The sequence below is a fragment of the Pseudomonas asgharzadehiana genome, from assembly GCF_019139815.1.
GTDB lineage: Bacteria > Pseudomonadota > Gammaproteobacteria > Pseudomonadales > Pseudomonadaceae > Aquipseudomonas > Aquipseudomonas asgharzadehiana.
The window spans coordinates 5192891-5210000 of the sequence record NZ_CP077079.1; the positions used below are offsets into that span (position 1 = coordinate 5192891).

Here is a 17110-nt window from a genome sequence, read left to right on the forward strand (position 1 = left end):
CGCGCCCCGTCGATTGGTAAAGGTTGTTACTTAGATCGCTTTGAGCGTGCCTTTTGGCAGCGTGGCGGCGATGGCGCCCTTCTGGAACTTCATTTCTACGGTGTCGGAGACTTCCAGTACAACGAAAGCGTCGGAAACCTTGGTGATCTTGCCGGCGATGCCGCCAGTGGTCACAACTTCGTCACCTTTCTGCAGGCTGCCCAGCAGGTTCTTCTGCTCTTTGGCACGCTTGGCCTGTGGGCGCCAGATCATCAGGTAGAAGATGACCAGGAAGCCGACCAGGAAAATCCACTCGAAACCACCGCCCATAGGGCCGGCAGCAGCAGGCGCAGCGGCGTCGGCCATGGCGTTAGAGATAAAAAAGCTCATTTAGCACTCCAGTTGCAAATAGTGAATCTTAGGGTCGGAAAACTCAGTCCAAGGGCGGCACAGGAAGCCCGCGCTTGGCATAGAAGGCATCGACGAAGGCGGCCAATGTACCCTGTTGAATAGCCTCGCGCAAACCAGCCATCAGGACTTGGTAGTGACGCAAATTGTGGATGGTATTCAACATGCTACCCAGCATTTCTCCGCACTTGTCCAGATGGTGCAGATAAGCACGTGAGAAGTTCTGGCAGGTATAGCAATCACAGGTCGGATCCAGCGGCGAGTCATCATGGCGATGGAACGCGTTACGGATCTTCAGCACGCCTGTATCGATGAACAGATGCCCATTGCGGGCATTACGGGTTGGCATCACGCAATCGAACATGTCCACACCGCGGCGCACACCCTCTACGAGATCTTCAGGTTTGCCAACGCCCATAAGGTAACGAGGTTTGTCAGCCGGCATCAGGCCCGGCAGGTAATCCAACACCTTGATCATTTCGTGCTTGGGCTCACCGACCGACAAGCCGCCGATGGCCAAGCCATCAAAGCCTATCTTGTCGAGGCCTTCGAGCGAGCGCTTGCGCAGGCTTTCGTGCATACCGCCCTGGACGATACCGAACAATGCAGCAGTGTTGTCGCCGTGTGCATTCTTCGAACGCTGGGCCCAACGCAGCGACAACTCCATGGAAATCCGCGCCACGTCCTCGTCAGCCGGGTACGGCGTGCATTCGTCAAAGATCATCACAATGTCGGAACCCAGGTCCCGTTGCACTTGCATCGACTCTTCCGGCCCCATGAATACTTTGGCGCCATCTACCGGCGAGGCGAAGGTCACGCCCTCCTCCTTGATCTTGCGCATGGCGCCCAGGCTGAACACCTGGAAGCCGCCGGAATCGGTGAGGATCGGGCCCTGCCATTTCATGAAGTCGTGCAAGTCGCCGTGCTTCTTGATCACTTCCGTGCCCGGGCGCAGCCACAGGTGGAAGGTATTGCCGAGGATAATTTCGGCGCCGGTGGCGACGATGTCGCGCGGCAGCATGCCTTTTACGGTGCCGTAGGTACCGACCGGCATGAACGCCGGGGTCTCTACAGTGCCGCGCGGGAAGGTCAGGCGACCTCGACGGGCTTTGCCATCAGTTGCGAGCAATTCAAACGACATACGACTCATAGTTGTTCCTCTGGGCCGCGTGGCGCCGGGTTACGGGTGATAAACATCGCATCACCGTAGCTAAAAAAACGGTACCCGTTATCGATGGCGGCCTGGTAGGCGGCCATGGTTTGCGGATAACCGGCAAATGCCGACACCAGCATCAATAGCGTGGATTCCGGCAGATGGAAGTTGGTCACAAGGCAATCGACCACATGGAATGGCCGGCCGGGGAAAATAAAGATATCGGTGTCGCCACTGAACGGTTTTAGCACGCCATCGCGCGCAGCACTTTCCAGGGAGCGCACGCTGGTGGTGCCAACGGCTACCACCCGTCCATTACGTGCCTTGCAGGCAGCGACCGCATCCACAACCGCCTGGCTGACCTCGAGCCATTCGCTGTGCATGTGGTGATCTTCGATGTTCTCCACACGCACCGGCTGAAACGTGCCGGCCCCCACGTGCAGGGTCACATAGGCGGTCTCGACGCCCTTGGCGGCAATCGCATCCAGCAGCGGCTGGTCGAAATGCAGGCCGGCAGTCGGAGCGGCAACCGCCCCGAGGTGGCGGGAGTAAACCGTCTGATAGCGCTCACGGTCCGAGTCTTCGTCAGGACGGTCGATATAAGGAGGCAATGGCATATGGCCTACGCGCTCCAGCAACGGCAATACTTCCTCGGCGAACTTGAGCTCGAACAACGCGTCATGACGCGCCACCATCTCGGCTTCACCACCGCCATTAATGACGATGTTCGAACCCGGCTTCGGTGACTTACTGGAGCGCACATGGGCAAGCACGCGATGGGTGTCCAGAACCCGTTCCACCAGAATTTCCAGCTTGCCGCCGGATGCTTTCTGGCCAAACAGCCGTGCAGGAATCACACGGGTATTGTTGAACACCATCAAATCGCCTGGGCGCAAATGCTCAAGCAAATCAGTGAATTGAAGGTGTGCGAGGGCGCCGCTGACCCCGTCCAGGGTCAGCAGTCGACTGGCGCGACGCTCGGCCAACGGGTGGCGAGCGATCAGCGAATCAGGGAGTTCAAAAGTAAAGTCAGCAACGCGCATGATGGGGTTCGTCTAGCAGGGCCGGGAAGTCTAGCGGAAATAGTGAAAATAGACCATGAAACGTGATTGACCAACGGTAATCTCATCTCTATACTTCGCCGCCATTGAGCCCTGATGGCGGAATTGGTAGACGCGGCGGATTCAAAATCCGTTTTCGAAAGGAGTGGGAGTTCGAGTCTCCCTCGGGGCACCATTTGCAGTACATAGACGACTACCACCGTCTACGTAACACCCCTAGAGCCCGCTAACTGCGGGCTTTTTGGTCTCTGGGGTTCCACCCCCTTCTCTTGCAAGCCAGCCTCTTTTTGGTACATTTTCTGTACATATTCCAGTTCGAGAACCGGAGGTGTACAGCGATGCCATTGACCGTCTTGCAAATCAAAGCGTCCAAGCCTGCCGACAGACCGTTCACGTTGAGTGATAGTTCGGGTCTTGCCTTGCTGGTGAAACCCAACGGCAGCAAGTATTGGCACTTCCGGTACACCTATCAGGGGCGGGCGGCGCGCATGTCACTGGGCGTGTATCCGCATATCTCCTTACAGGAAGCCCGTGAACGAGCTGCAGAATGCCGCAACCTACTCAAGCAAGGCACCAACCCCGGCGCCAAACGCCGCGATGACAAACTGCGACAGCAGGAGGCCGGGCTCAACACCTTCAGGCGAGCCGCGGAGTACTGGTACCAATTCAAATCGGACTCCGGCCGCAGCAGCGCGACGCTGAAGAAGATCCGCGACTATCTCGATAAGGACCTACTGCCCGCTCTCGGCGAGAAGCAACTGGAGCTCATCACGCGAAGCGACTGCGCAAAACTGCAGGCCTGCATCGAAAAACGAGGCGCCTTCAATGTTGCGGACAAGACCCGGACCTGGCTGAAACAGATTTTCAGTCAAGCGATTGCACGCGGCCTGTGCGAACACAATCCAGCCTCCGAACTCCATGCCATTGCGATAGCCCCACCGCCCACTCAACACTACCCACATCTGCACGAACACGAACTACCTGAGTTTCTCCGGGCCTTAAGCAAGACCACCAGCCGGCTACCAGCGAGGATTGCATCATGGATGACAATTCTGACGGCGAGCCGCCCTGGCATGGTTCGCTACGCAAAATGGGAGGAAATCGATTTTGAGGAAGGGATATGGACCATCCCGGCCGCCCGCATGAAGATGCGCAGAGACTACGTCAGCCCTCTACCTCATCAATTGATCGCCATGCTTACCAAACTGAACCAAAGCACTGGCCGCAGTCGGTATCTATTCCCAGGCAATGGTGAAAAGCAGCCAGTCATCAGTGAAAACACGATCAACCTGGTGTTCGCCAAGATCGGCTATAAAGGACGACTCGTCAGCCATGGCACTCGTCATACCGCAAGCACGCTGCTGCGCGAACATGGCTGGCTGAAGGACCATGTCGAAAGCCAGCTGGCTCACGTCGAGGGCGGCATCTCTGGCGAGTACAATCAAGCCCTATACCTGCCGCAACGTCGGATCATGATGCAGTGGTATGCAGACTATCTCGACGCCCTCAAAGAAGGCATTACAGCCAACCTTCGCGATCAATTTGATACTCGCGTTAATCAGTTCCTCGCACGCCCTCCTGCACCGCCTCTAACAGCATCCCATGCACACAAAGATGATCACCTCCAAAAGTTGCCTATCGAGACAGACTCAACGGCGACTCAGTGATCACGTGACGCCTAACCAATTCGACCCGGTCGACGACAACATCATCGCCTTGCAAAACTACCGAGGCGCATTCCAACACTGGTAAGTCGGTGAGATATCACAGCCCAGCCTTCCACGCGGGTCCATCCAAGCAGGGCTGCAAAGCCGCCCTGCTTGGATGGACCTCACTTAAAAAACCTAAAGCCCATACAGCTATCTGTGGAAAACCACTGATTTCCACCGGTGGATAATTTCATCCACCGCCGCAGAACTCCGAAAAATTCGAGCCTTGACCTGAATTATCGACAGGCGTAGAAAAGATCGGGCAGAGCGCTGTCGTTGACAGCAACCCAGGTAGCCAGAACCTTTAAGGCTACGCCACACCGTGGTGGTTCTCCCAAAGTGCGATTAGCGTCCGGCGGTTCGCACGGTCACAGGGATGTGATGGATGCCTACTTTTACCAGCGTGCCCACTGCGGCAACTCATTCCCTTTCATAGCTGCCCTGCAGCAACCTATCCGCTTGGCCATTTCATTGCGCCAACCTGCGCCCGTCTCTTTCTCCCGGAAAGAGACGGGCGCTCCTACCGCTACTGCAACCCAACTCGTACAAGGCATTGCGGCATTTCCCCACGTGACAATCGGCATGACAAACACCGAAGTCACCAGCAACAGCGATGCAGATGATGGTGCTGCAGCCCACGGGATTGACTGCACCTGACTGACAGTCAGGCATGCCCCGGTCATCGCTTCACTGCCTTCACCTGACTCAGGATCTCGCGGCACTGGTCTCGTCAGCCAGTGCAGCCTCCACCCGCCCACCGGTAACGGTGTTCAGGAGGCCAGATCATGAGATGCCCAAGCTCCCGGTCGTAAAGAGCCGCCAGTCCCGCGTTAGTGGACAACCCTCACAGGTCGCAGGGGCCTTGATCCCTGATAACACTCAACATTCTTGGCGGGATGACGTGGGGAAAAGCTTCAACGTTTTGACTTCGAGAGGAGTTTGATCATGGCGTTGGTCGGTAAACGGGACGAGCGCAATTTTGGCTATGGCCGGCAATTGAGCTACGCCGGGCCGCAGGCGTTGAAAGACATGTTCGGCGGTGGGCATTACGGCACGGTAAAGGCGCACAGTGATCGCTGGCAGGCGTTTGTACGCTGGTGTCGGTCGGAGGATGGACCAGGGTTTAACGATGCGCGACAAATTGATCGGCAGACCTTGCTGGACTACGCCGGGTATCTGCGCCAGCAAGTTGAACAAGGTGAGCTCGCTATCGCGACTGCACAAAACCGATTATCCAGTGCGAATCGGACCATGGCCGCGCTGCGAGGTGATCAGTATGTGAAGGTGTCGAGTCCGAGCAAGGCTTTAGGACTGCAGCGCAAAACCGTCCGCACAGCAGCCCCGCAAGGCCAGGATCGTGAACAGGTGAAGCGGATCGTCGAGGCGCTCTGCGAATACCAACTACCGCGCGCGGCTGCCATCGTGCAGCTGGCACGAGCCACAGGCATGCGCTTACGCGAGGCGATTTTGGCCGACCTTCCGCGCTTGAAGCATGAGGCCGAACAATACGGCAAGATCAACATCCAGGACGGTACCAAAGGTGGCCGTTCAGGCGCGTCAGCACCTCGCTGGATCAGGGAGGATGATCATATTCGGGACGCACTGAAGTTTGCCGAAAAGGTCTCGCCCGACGATAGCCGCAACCTGCTTGCACCGAACGAACGCTACCTCGATTTCTTGCAGGGAATCGTCGGCCCCGCACGGGACATCCTCCATAAGAACAACCTCAAAGGCTTCCATGAATTGCGGGCAGCCTATGCATGCGAACGTTACGAGCAAATCACCCATCATCCCGCGCCTATCAACGGTGGCCATTGCTATCAGCTCAACCGACACCTCGATCAGGAGGCCCGAGTACAAATCAGCTATGAGCTGGGGCACGGCCGTATCGGCGTGGTATCGACTTACATTGGTGGTCGAGCATGAACACGGCATTCGATATGGAGCTGTTCCTGGCGGGCGTCTTGACCGGATCACACACCACACGCCAACGCCACCTGCGTCAGGCGAAGACTATCCAAACAGCGATCGCTGAGCGCTGGCAATGCGACAATCCATGGACTTGGCAGAGAAAACACCTTGCATGGTTTTTGAATCACCATCTAAACCAGCGCACTGAATCGACGCGCTATTACTATTTGTTGACCATACAATTACTCACTCATCGTCTAGGAAAATCCTGGCAGCTCACCCACTAAGCGAAGGTCAGAAAACGGCCATAAGCAGTCAGTGCCTACCATTCGGTTAAAGGACGGCCGCGAGCGTAGCTTGCGAACGTCCAAGTGAGCGGAGCAAAAGACTTGAGCCTGTTGTTATCAGTAGGAATGCACAGTTTCAACTGTGGAATCAATTTCGCCCGCTAAATCGTTTGCGTGATTTAGCAAGTCAGCGATGGATTCAACTGAAATTTCTACTTTTTCACCATCTTTATTGTAACCGGCACGATGTACACAGTGATGGCGAATCTCTACGGCTTTAAACAACCAAGAGAGGTCTGAGAATTTGTGGTTTAAAACCGCTTCGTACATTGGCTTTATTTTTTTTAGGTCATGGAATATCAGATCTTTTAGGTAGCTTGCGACGGTTACTTTTAAAGTTTCTTTTTCTTGATATATTTCACGCAAGGTAAATTTACGCTTGGAGAACTCTGGGTCACTTTCAACAAGTTTCCTAGTAAACTCTTCAGAATTACAAACCTGATGGATAAATACACCAGCTAAATACCCTTCAATAGTAGAAACCACATGAGCATGAATCATAACTAAAAAGCTAAATCGTGCTTGTTCGGGAACATCTAGCTCTCGAATAATATCAACACTCTCTAGCTGGTCTACTAGTAGCTGATAGTGCTTTCTGTTCTCATTTTCTTCATACCACTCATAATCTTCCTGTTCGAGGGTGGTTTCTCTCGAAAAACCATCAATTAAGTCATCGATAAAGTCTGGGTCACTTGGACTTCTGCCGTACATCGCACATAAATCTTGATAATCGCTCATTGGCTACTCTTAAACTGATAAGGCCTATAAATCTTGAGTTAAGCGGCTGCCGAAGGCAGTCCGCTAGAACAAATGGTTGGGCGTCTGCGCTGAGTGCCAACGCTCCATGATGAATATGACCAAAGAATGCGATGCGTTCACCGCGAGACGTGCCTCGGATACAGCTAGTGACGGCGGCCTTACGCCACGCCCATGTGCTGAACCAATATGCGTTCGATACGCGCCAACACCATCCACGATGGAAGCCAGCCCTTGAAGAATTCTCTTCTGGTCATCTCGGAGCGTTGGATCCAGGTTAAGGCCCAAGTGACTCTGAACAGTGCGCCAAAGCGGCGTGACTGTCTGGTTGGTCGGCATATCTAGAGCAAACGTCTCAATGTAGGTCTTGCAAGTCGCCTCAATGATTGAACAGGCCGCGGTGATAGCCGCATGGGGATCACGCTCAAGTTGACCGATTGCTCGCTCGAATTCCGCCTCAACAGAGGCAAAATCGCCAGCCCGGAGGAAGTCAGCTAGTGTTTTAGCGGCAAGACTTGCTCCAGCAAGCCCTACGTATCCGTTTAGCTGATATGTGAGCTGATTCTTCGCGAGACTTTCACGGATTCTTTTCTGGCCGATAGCGATTTCTGGACGCCAGTCGTTGGGTTCTTGATCCATGAATTTTTGTATGACTTGGCCGAGTACTACCAAGGCATCCACTGACGGATCTTCGTTGCAGCGCTTTAGCCAGAGGGAACATTTCGTCTCGCAGTTCCCGACTGGGGCGTCACCGGGCGCTCCGCTTTCCATAAATAGGGAGTTCAGCGTCGAATGGCTGAAGTAGTACGCCCCAATGACGGAAGCGACTGCGCCTATAACTGAGTTTGGAATCGTGTTAGCCAAATTTCACTCCAGACGCCAACTATAAGTAAACGCCACAAGCGGCGTAATGTTTTCCGCCACTTGCGTCTGATAACGATCTTTTGCCATGAAAAAATCCTTCAGCGGCATGCGGGGGCTCGGTGGAAACGCAACATGAAGCAGGAAGAAAAAGCGACATGGCTTCAGCAGAGATTACAAAGTCGGTGGCAACGTGTCCATGGGCTGTTTGAGTCGAGCGGCTGTGCTCGTGACGAGGAATTAGTCAGTTTCCTCAGGGGCAGCTTCTGGCCGTTTTCTGTCCATCGCGAGAGGCAGAAAACGACCCATGACGGACGTTCAAGCAGATGTGATGCCAAATGATCGATGGAGTGCGCATTGCCTCTACGGGGTATTTCAAAACCTCAAAAAAAATGACCAAAAGCCCTGGGCATTGATTTCACGGCGACGCGTTCATTAGCCATCCTGACCGCGATCAGCAAAACGCACCGCGATAGCCTGGAATTGCTCATGGTTGGCCAGGAAAACCTCGCAAATATCTGGATCGAAATGCGTAGCACATCCCTGGCGGATTATCTCCAGCGCCTGATCGTGTGACATGCCTTTCTTGTATACGCGTCGGCTAATCAGCGCGTCATAGACATCCGCCAATGCCATGAGCCTGGCGCTGATGGGGATGTCATCGGCACTCAGCCCATCGGGATAACCGGTACCATCCCACTTCTCGTGGTGGCTGTAGGCGATCTCCTTGGCCAGGCGCAGAAATCCCACCGAGGTGCCCAACTGCTCTTCGGCATGCCGGATTGCATCGCGTCCCAGTACCGTATGGGTCTTCATCGTCTCGAACTCTTCCGGCGTGAGGCGCCCCGGCTTGAGCAGTATGTCATCGGGGATGCCGATCTTGCCGATGTCATGCAACGGAGCTGACTTAAACAGCAGGCGGATACTTTCGTCATTGAGAAACTGCTGGAACCTCGGATGTTCGCGAAGCATCTCGGCCAGTAGTCTGACGTAGTGCTGAGTTCGTCGAATGTGGTTACCCGTCTCATTGTCGCGGGTTTCGGCCAGCGAGGTCATGGCCTGAATGGTCACATCCTGGATGGCGATGACCTCGGCGGTGCGGCGCTGGACTTCCTGCTCAAGGTAAGCCTTCTGATCACGCAAAAAGTCGGCGGCCGCCTTGATCTTCAATTGGGTTTCCACCCGTGCCAGCACGATGGGTGGGTTGATCGGCTTGGTGATGTAGTCCACGGCGCCCATCTGCAAACCCAGGATCTCGTCTTCCATTGTTGCCATGGCGGTGATGAAGATTATCGGAATATGAGCGGTGCGCGGATCGCGCTTGAGCTGCTCTGCCACCTCATACCCCGACAGATCAGGCATCATGATGTCGAGCAGAATCAGATCCGGGCGAGGCTCCTGCACCGCTGCCTTCAGCGCGCGCTCACCGCTGATGGCAACCCGCGTGCGGTAGATGTCCTTCAGCAGGCCATTGATCAGCGTAATGTTCTCCGGCGTATCATCGACAATGAGGATGATCGGGCGAAGTGAGTAGTTTAGCGTTTCACTCATGATGCTCCCTCCAGCACGGGGTATCGCGGTTCGTCGATGCACGTTTGAGGGTTAGCCGTGCGGCCTCGAAGTCAAAGTTGTTCACCTCATTCATCAACTGCTCGAAACTGTCCTGGCCGAGTGCTCCGCGCAACGAATCCGCATACTGTTCCATATAATCCGGCGCTGCTCCGTCATTGGCCTCCAGCAGGTGGATGAGCGCTATGGCATGCTGTGCCCAGTCGACGCTCGATACCACCGCCGGTGCTGCCTGGCCGCTACCCAGCGCTTGACGGATTGCATGCACGGCCAGCGAGAGCGCCTCGATCAATTCATTCACCAATGCGTCCGACTCAGCGTGTGCCCTGATCGCGGTTTCCAGCTTACCGGCCATGGCTTGCAGGCCGCTGAAACCGAGGTTGCCTGCAACGCCTTTCACGGTGTGGGCCATTCGCTCGGCCGTCGCCCGATCACCCGCGCGTAGCGCGTTCCCCAGCGCTTGCCCTTCCATAGCCCTGCGGTCGGCAAATTGACCCAGCAGCTTGATGTATAGCTGGCGATTGCCCGCCACTCGCCTCAGTCCGTCGGCGCTATCTAGCCCTGGAATGTCCGGTAGGCGCTCCTCGCCCGATGCGGCGCTGGACGGCTCCACTGCCGCCGACCGAGGTACGACCCAGCGCAGAACCGTGGCGATGAGTGCTTGCGGATCCACGGGCTTGGTCACATGGTCGACCATGCCCGCCTCGATGCAGCGCTCCCGGTCCTCGACCCTGGCATGTGCGGTCATAGCAATCACCGGGATCTGTGCGCAGTGAGGCCCGACGCGAATACGCCGGGTCGTCTCGAGACCATCCATCTGCGGCATCTGTACGTCCATCAGCACCGCGTCGTATTGCGCTGCAGCCAACATCGACAGCGCCTCGCAGCCGTTGCCGGCAACTTCCACCAGGGCACCGGCAGCCTCGAGAAGCTCCCTGGCAATCTGTTGGTTGATTTCGTTGTCCTCCGCGACGAGCAGGCGCACTCCGGCGAGCACCTTCGCCTGCGCAATGGGTACGGTTAGCGCCACCACGCCCGTTTGCGGCGCGAATAAGTTGATCAGTACCTCTACCAGCGAGGACTGGTTGACCGGCTTGACCAGGAACGCGCGAATGCCGGCCGCTTGCGCAGCGGCGTGCATTTCGTCATGCCCAAATGCACTGACCATGACGGCGTACAGTGCAGGCTGCAGGCCAAGCGCCCGGCGCGTCGTCTCGATGCCATCCATCTCTGGCATTTGCCAATCCACCAATAGCGCCAGGAATGGGTGGTCGGCCGAAGCACCGCGAAGGCTCTCCAGAGCAGCCTCGCCTGACGCCACCGCGACCGGCGAAAGCCCCGCTACGCGAAGCATGTCGGAAAGGATCTGGCGCGCGTCGGCATTGTCATCGACGACCAGGACGCGCGCTCCGGCGAGCTCCGCGGGGACAATCTGGCGCTGCGTACGCATGTGCTGGTCAAGACCAAGCCAGACGCTGAAAGAGAAAGTGCTGCCGTTGCCCGGTTCTGAGTCAACCGCGATCGTTCCGCCCATCAGCTCGACGATGCGCTTCGAGATGGCAAGGCCCAGGCCGGTACCGCCGAATTGTCGCGTTGTGGAGCTATCGGCTTGGGCAAAGGCCTCAAAGAGTCGCCCGGTTTGCTCGGGAGTCATGCCGATACCGGTATCGCGGACACGAACCTGCAGTTGAACTTTGTCGCCGGTGCGGCCCAGGTTGCGAACCACGACCGTCACCTGCCCCTGTTCGGTAAATTTCACTGCGTTGCCTACCAGGTTCAGGATGACCTGGCCCAGACGCAGCGGATCTCCAAGCAGCGTATCGGGAACGTCCGACGCCCGGTCGAACAGCAGCTCAATGCCCCTGTCGTAGGCCTTTTGCGCAATCAGCGAGGACACGTTGTCGAGCACTGCGTCTATCTCAAATGGCACTGCCTCGACGCTAAGCTTGCCGGCCTCGATCTTGGAGAAGTCGAGGATGTCGTTGATGATGCCAAGCAGCGAAGTGCCCGCGTTGTGGATCTTCGAGACATAATCGCGCTGCCGCTGGTCCAGAGAAGTCTTCAGCGCAAGGTAAGACATGCCGATGATCGCATTCATGGGCGTGCGGATTTCGTGACTCATGTTTGCAAGGAAGTCGCTTTTTGCCCGCGTCGCCTCTTCAGCAATCTCCTTCGCCCGCTGCTGCGCGTGCTCTGCTGCCTTGCGCTCGGTGATGTCCTGCAGCCAGCCGAGCAGCCCTTGCTCCCCCTGGATCTGGATTGGCAGGTAGGTGACAAGCATGGTGCGTTCGCGCCCCTGCCGGTCACGCATCGGCACTTCCTGGTCCTTTGCGATGCCGTCGTCCGTGAGGCGTTCGACGATGGCTTCGCGATCATGCCCATTCGCGTAAATCTGCGAAGCAGCGTCACCGACGCCTACGCCGAACGTTTCACAGAAGCGGGGGTTGGCGAAGCGGATCACGCCCTGGGTAGAAAAGGCTATGTTGATTGGACTCGTATCGAGGATTGCCTGCAGCCGCGCGCGTTCTTCGCTAAGCGCCACTGCTGCCGCATGATGATCCGTGACATCGCGCACCCAACTGGCGACCAGGGTCTCACCGTGGATTGTCACGAATGATGCACCGACCAGAACCCAGAGAATTGATCTATTTTTGTGCAGCAGGCGGGTCTCGAAGTTTTCGACCTTGCCGTTTCGTGTCAGCAGTTCGAGGAAGCGTTCGCGCTCCTCAGGGTCGAAATACAGGCTCGTGGCGTTGCGCCCGAGCAGGTCCTCGCTGACATAACCGGTCGCCTGTGAAAAGCGTTGGCTTACTTCCCTGACAGCTCCGTTCCGATCTGCCAGCACCAGGCTGGCGGGGCTGGTATCCATGAGCGCGCGGGTGAAAGCCTCGCGCTCGGCTAGCTCTGCGGCAACGCGCTTGCGCTCGTCTACTTCCCGGTTGAGGCGTCGGTTCCAGGCCAGCATGGCGCCGAGCAACAGCAGGACCGCGACCAAGCTCGGTATCGCCCAGCTCATTACGGTTTTAATATCGAGGCCGTCCTCGTTGAGGGACTCCTCGAACAGCCGGTATTCCATGAGCGATACGCGATAGTACCGCCGCCAGCTCGCATCGAGCGGCGAATCAATGCGATTGCTGGACTGGAAGAACTGCTCCAGCGCTCGTGCGAGATCCGGCGCGTTGCGCGCAACACCCCACCCAACGCTGGTCGCTTCGCTGACCGGAAACGCAATGGAGAGACGTTCGGGATCTTCACGAGCCCAGCGCAGCGCGCTTTCACTACCCAACACCGTGAAGTCCACCTTCGCATCGGCTACCAGTTTCACCGCCTGCTCGGTTGGCGCATAGACGATTCTGACCGGCTGACTGGATAGAGGACCGCGGTTGGCTTCATCGATCCACTGCTCGTAGCCCGTACCCTTCTGCACTGCCGCCGTCAGACCGAGCAGATCAGACACCTCGTTGCCAAGGGACTGGTTGGAGCGATGGGCGATGACCAGGTTGCGTACCCGGTAATAGGGCACGAGCAACATCTTCGTTTCGCGCCAAGGGACGATCTGCAAGTCATTTGGATAAAGATCACAGCGGCCTTCGGCGAGTAGCTTCGGGTCGTAGCTTGCCTCGCGTACGGTCTCGCCCCGATCGTCGTGAAACTGCGCATCGAAACTCGGCAGTTCCGTTACCTGTGGGCGTAAACCGAGTGACCGCGCGAACGCCTCCGCGTTAGTCCGGTAGAAAGAAGCGCTTGAGCCAGCCACGCATATGCGCAGGACGCCGCTTTCCCGAATCTGGGACAGCGTACGTGCTTCCACGCATGGCATGCTCAGCACCAACAAGCCTCCCAGCGCAAGCAACGCTCCCCAGCGCGGCTTTGTTTTCAAAATGCATCTACTGGTAGGTAATTGCTCACGATCCAACTCGACATATCCTTGTGAACGCCCTTGCAGAGCTTGTCCGTCTTCCTACACTGGTACGATAGGCTTTTGGAGTGTAGGCATACGCTACAGCAAGCGCCAGCAACAAAAACTGGGCCAGCTAGCGAATTTCCACTGGTGCTTACCGTTCGGAAAGTGAGTTTCCGGACGCTTACTCAGTACTCGTACACATAAGTTTCGCCAATGTCCGCTCCGGGTCGATTCTGTTGAAAAAGTCGGTTATCCAAAACTGCCTGGCCATTGCCTAGTGAGAACACCATTTTTGCAAGCTGCTGCGTGAAATCTGCGTCTGGAAACCTCTGCCAAAAGTAAAAATTTCAATCTCGGACGCGTACTTTTCTGCCGTGGAAACCATGGTCGACTTTTTCAACAGAATCGGTCGACTGCGGCCCTTCATGACTGGCAGCAGTCGACTGTGGATGCACCCTCCTCCCGGTGTCCTTCCGACCATGCGCAACTCCCTACCGAGGTCAGTAATCCTCCTGCTACGCTGAAAATTTCACGGAGGATTGCACAACGCCAAACTCAGACTTACTCCCTTCCCTGCTATTTAAGATCAACGAAAACCAGCTCGCCCTGGAGGCCGCCATCATGGAGCTTTCGAACTGGGTAGAGATGCGCGGATCGGCGGACGTCGCCGACAATGTTCGGGGCGCCCTAGACACGATCGATCGAAACGAAGAGTTCATCAAGATAACGCTTGCTGTGCTCATGACGCCCGACTAATCGCGAAAGTTCGCCATGTATCAGTTCGACATTTTTTGGCAGACCAAGGAGTCTATCCGTAACCAATTTTTTGTAGATATTATTCACAGCTCGTCGGAAATTGGATGGAGAAATCCAATCAGGCTTCCATCGACGCCAGCCCTTATTGGAGGCTGGTAGGGTGTACACTTCACGGTACAACGTGGAAGTGTACACATGCAAAAAACTATATTAATTATACAGTTATGCTATTATTCGAGTCTCCCTCGGGCGCCATCTTATAGAAAGACCTTGAATTTCAAGGTCTTTTTTTTCGTCTGCAGAAAAGTGTCAACCTGCCGGAGAGAGCCTGTAAGGCACCCAGAAAGCAAGCAGCAGCCTCCAGCCCCATGAGGAGCTGTAACGGCGATCAAAACCCCGTGAGGCGCCTTATAGGCCGCTGGTGCCTTATTCGCAAACCATCCACTTGGCGCAACTGTGCAGTGGAGCGTTATCAGCCTTATTAGGGAGGTCGAATCAATATTGTCCAGCGTTCGAAGCTGTAATCCAGAGCTTTGCCGATGACGATCCTTCCGACACAAAATCGCCTTGGGCCATGCCCAGGTATGCAGTGCATTGACCAAGGGCTGAAGCTCGGGATAATTGCGCAAATTTGTCGGTCACTCGCTGGAGAATTTCGTCTGGCTTTTCGAGCGCCCAAAACAAAACCCCATCTGCTTTCGCAAATGGGGTTTCGGAATTTAATCTTGACGATGACCTACTCTCACATGGGGAAACCCCACACTACCATCGGCGATGCATCGTTTCACTACTGAGTTCGGGATGGGATCAGGTGGTTCCAATGCTCTATGGTCGTCAAGAAATTCGGGTACTGACTCGTGACCAAATGGCCTCGCTTCAGCAAATTGGGTATGTGACAGCAGTCGGTGTTTTGTGAGTTACAAACTTTCGGTTCGTTTCGTCTTCACACACCGCAATCTGATGCTCTTTCGAGTAGTCAAATTGCTTGGGTGTTATATGGTCAAGCCTCACGGGCAATTAGTATTGGTTAGCTCAACGCCTCACAGCGCTTACACACCCAACCTATCAACGTCGTAGTCTTCGACGGCCCTTCAGGGAACTCAAGGTTCCAGTGAGATCTCATCTTGAGGCTAGTTTCCCGCTTAGATGCTTTCAGCGGTTATCTATTCCGAACATAGCTACCCGGCAATGCCACTGGCGTGACAACCGGAACACCAGAGGTTCGTCCACTCCGGTCCTCTCGTACTAGGAGCAGCCCCTCTCAAATCTCAAACGTCCACGGCAGATAGGGACCGAACTGTCTCACGACGTTCTAAACCCAGCTCGCGTACCACTTTAAATGGCGAACAGCCATACCCTTGGGACCGGCTTCAGCCCCAGGATGTGATGAGCCGACATCGAGGTGCCAAACACCGCCGTCGATATGAACTCTTGGGCGGTATCAGCCTGTTATCCCCGGAGTACCTTTTATCCGTTGAGCGATGGCCCTTCCATACAGAACCACCGGATCACTAAGACCTACTTTCGTACCTGCTCGACGTGTCTGTCTCGCAGTCAAGCGCGCTTTTGCCTTTATACTCTACGACCGATTTCCGACCGGTCTGAGCGCACCTTCGTACTCCTCCGTTACTCTTTAGGAGGAGACCGCCCCAGTCAAACTACCCACCATACACTGTCCTCGATCCGGATAACGGACCTGAGTTAGAACCTCAAAGTTGCCAGGGTGGTATTTCAAGGTTGGCTCCACGCAGACTGGCGTCCACGCTTCAAAGCCTCCCACCTATCCTACACAAGCAAATTCAAAGTCCAGTGCAAAGCTATAGTAAAGGTTCACGGGGTCTTTCCGTCTAGCCGCGGATACACTGCATCTTCACAGCGATTTCAATTTCACTGAGTCTCGGGTGGAGACAGCGCCGCCATCGTTACGCCATTCGTGCAGGTCGGAACTTACCCGACAAGGAATTTCGCTACCTTAGGACCGTTATAGTTACGGCCGCCGTTTACCGGGGCTTCGATCAAGAGCTTCGCGTTAGCTAACCCCATCAATTAACCTTCCGGCACCGGGCAGGCGTCACACCCTATACGTCCACTTTCGTGTTTGCAGAGTGCTGTGTTTTTAATAAACAGTCGCAGCGGCCTGGTATCTTCGACCGGCATGGGCTTACGGAGCAAGTCCTTCACCCTCACCGGCGCACCTTCTCCCGAAGTTACGGTGCCATTTTGCCTAGTTCCTTCACCCGAGTTCTCTCAAGCGCCTTGGTATTCTCTACCCAACCACCTGTGTCGGTTTGGGGTACGGTTCCTGGTTACCTGAAGCTTAGAAGCTTTTCTTGGAAGCATGGCATCAACCACTTCGCTAACTAAAAGTTAGCTCGTCATCAGCTCTCGGCCTTAGAATCCCGGATTTACCTAAGATTCCAGCCTACCACCTTAAACTTGGACAACCAACGCCAAGCTGGCCTAGCCTTCTCCGTCCCTCCATCGCAATAACCAGAAGTACAGGAATATTAACCTGTTTTCCATCGACTACGCTTTTCAGCCTCGCCTTAGGGACCGACTAACCCTGCGTCGATTAACGTTGCGCAGGAAACCTTGGTCTTTCGGCGTGGGTGTTTTTCACACCCATTGTCGTTACTCATGTCAGCATTCGCACTTCTGATACCTCCAGCAAGCTTCTCAACTCACCTTCACAGGCT

The 17110-nt window shown here is 55.6% G+C and carries 11 protein-coding genes, 1 tRNA gene and 2 rRNA genes (1 of these 14 only partly in view); 5 read left to right on the forward strand and 9 right to left on the reverse strand.

From position 1 onward, the window contains the following. Positions 1–30: 30 nt before the first annotated feature. From yajC to queA, 3 genes are read right to left on the reverse strand one after another with little or no spacing between them, the layout of a single operon-like run. On the reverse strand, positions 31–369 hold the full coding sequence (gene yajC / locus KSS96_RS23590; protein WP_003175975.1) for a preprotein translocase subunit YajC: 339 nt from the start codon (positions 367–369) through the stop codon (positions 31–33). 43 nt (positions 370–412) lie between these two features. Next, entirely contained in the window at positions 413–1528 is a 1116-nt protein-coding gene (tgt, locus tag KSS96_RS23595) for a tRNA guanosine(34) transglycosylase Tgt (protein WP_032803964.1), read from the reverse strand. Positions 1529–1533: 5 nt separating this feature from the next. Further along, the gene (queA, locus tag KSS96_RS23600; protein WP_017530028.1) at positions 1534–2583 is read right to left on the reverse strand and encodes a tRNA preQ1(34) S-adenosylmethionine ribosyltransferase-isomerase QueA; all 1050 of its coding nucleotides are present in this window, start codon (positions 2581–2583) and stop codon (positions 1534–1536) included. Between the two features lie 108 nt (positions 2584–2691). Between queA and KSS96_RS23605 the strand changes: the two genes are divergently transcribed. The 4 genes from KSS96_RS23605 to KSS96_RS23620 all read left to right on the forward strand — a co-directional run bounded on the left by KSS96_RS23605 (position 2692) and on the right by KSS96_RS23620 (position 6508). Continuing rightward, positions 2692–2776: transfer RNA gene (locus KSS96_RS23605), tRNA-Leu, on the forward strand. Between the two features lie 163 nt (positions 2777–2939). After that, complete coding sequence (locus KSS96_RS23610) at positions 2940–4268, forward strand: tyrosine-type recombinase/integrase (RefSeq protein WP_068937302.1); 1329 nt, start codon at positions 2940–2942, stop codon at positions 4266–4268. Positions 4269–5255: 987 nt separating this feature from the next. After that, positions 5256–6236, forward strand: coding sequence for an integrase domain-containing protein (locus KSS96_RS23615; RefSeq protein ID WP_217855352.1), 981 nt, complete (start codon positions 5256–5258; stop codon positions 6234–6236). Continuing rightward, on the forward strand, positions 6233–6508 hold the full coding sequence (locus KSS96_RS23620) for a hypothetical protein (protein WP_068937301.1): 276 nt from the start codon (positions 6233–6235) through the stop codon (positions 6506–6508). Before KSS96_RS23615 ends, KSS96_RS23620 begins: the two co-directional genes overlap by 4 nt. A gap of 117 nt (positions 6509–6625) precedes the next feature. Here KSS96_RS23620 and KSS96_RS23625 read toward each other — a convergent pair whose 3' ends face one another. From KSS96_RS23625 to KSS96_RS23640, 4 genes are all read right to left on the reverse strand, one after another. After that, entirely contained in the window at positions 6626–7306 is a 681-nt protein-coding gene (locus KSS96_RS23625; RefSeq protein WP_217855353.1) for a hypothetical protein, read from the reverse strand. Between the two features lie 63 nt (positions 7307–7369). Continuing rightward, complete coding sequence (locus KSS96_RS23630; protein WP_217855354.1) at positions 7370–8188, reverse strand: abortive infection family protein; 819 nt, start codon at positions 8186–8188, stop codon at positions 7370–7372. A 432-nt stretch (positions 8189–8620) separates the two neighbouring features. After that, a complete protein-coding gene (locus KSS96_RS23635; RefSeq protein ID WP_058426041.1) occupies positions 8621–9736 on the reverse strand; it encodes an HD-GYP domain-containing protein in 1116 nt (371 codons plus the stop codon). Next, the gene (locus KSS96_RS23640) at positions 9729–13670 is read right to left on the reverse strand and encodes a response regulator (RefSeq protein ID WP_217855356.1); all 3942 of its coding nucleotides are present in this window, start codon (positions 13668–13670) and stop codon (positions 9729–9731) included. The genes KSS96_RS23635 and KSS96_RS23640 overlap by 8 nt, the downstream gene beginning before the upstream one ends. Before the next feature lie 561 nt (positions 13671–14231). On the opposite strand from KSS96_RS23640, the gene KSS96_RS23645 reads away from it, so the two are divergent. Further along, entirely contained in the window at positions 14232–14414 is a 183-nt protein-coding gene (locus tag KSS96_RS23645; protein ID WP_026067433.1) for a hypothetical protein, read from the forward strand. Positions 14415–15137: 723 nt separating this feature from the next. Here the strand turns inward: KSS96_RS23645 and rrf are convergent. Further along, positions 15138–15253, reverse strand: a 5S ribosomal RNA gene (rrf, locus tag KSS96_RS23650). 157 nt (positions 15254–15410) lie between these two features. Continuing rightward, positions 15411–17110: ribosomal RNA gene (locus KSS96_RS23655) — 23S ribosomal RNA — on the reverse strand (it continues 1192 nt past the right edge of the window).

Coding starts and splice junctions, on each gene's coding strand:
- yajC (WP_003175975.1), bottom strand. CDS start 369: ATGAGCTTTTTTATCTCTAACGCCATGGCCGACGCCGCTGCGCCTGCT.
- tgt (WP_032803964.1), bottom strand. CDS start 1,528: ATGTCGTTTGAATTGCTCGCAACTGATGGCAAAGCCCGTCGAGGTCGC.
- queA (WP_017530028.1), bottom strand. CDS start 2,583: ATGCGCGTTGCTGACTTTACTTTTGAACTCCCTGATTCGCTGATCGCT.
- KSS96_RS23610 (WP_068937302.1), top strand. CDS start 2,940: ATGCCATTGACCGTCTTGCAAATCAAAGCGTCCAAGCCTGCCGACAGA.
- KSS96_RS23615 (WP_217855352.1), top strand. CDS start 5,256: ATGGCGTTGGTCGGTAAACGGGACGAGCGCAATTTTGGCTATGGCCGG.
- KSS96_RS23620 (WP_068937301.1), top strand. CDS start 6,233: ATGAACACGGCATTCGATATGGAGCTGTTCCTGGCGGGCGTCTTGACC.
- KSS96_RS23625 (WP_217855353.1), bottom strand. CDS start 7,306: ATGAGCGATTATCAAGATTTATGTGCGATGTACGGCAGAAGTCCAAGT.
- KSS96_RS23635 (WP_058426041.1), bottom strand. CDS start 9,736: ATGAGTGAAACGCTAAACTACTCACTTCGCCCGATCATCCTCATTGTC.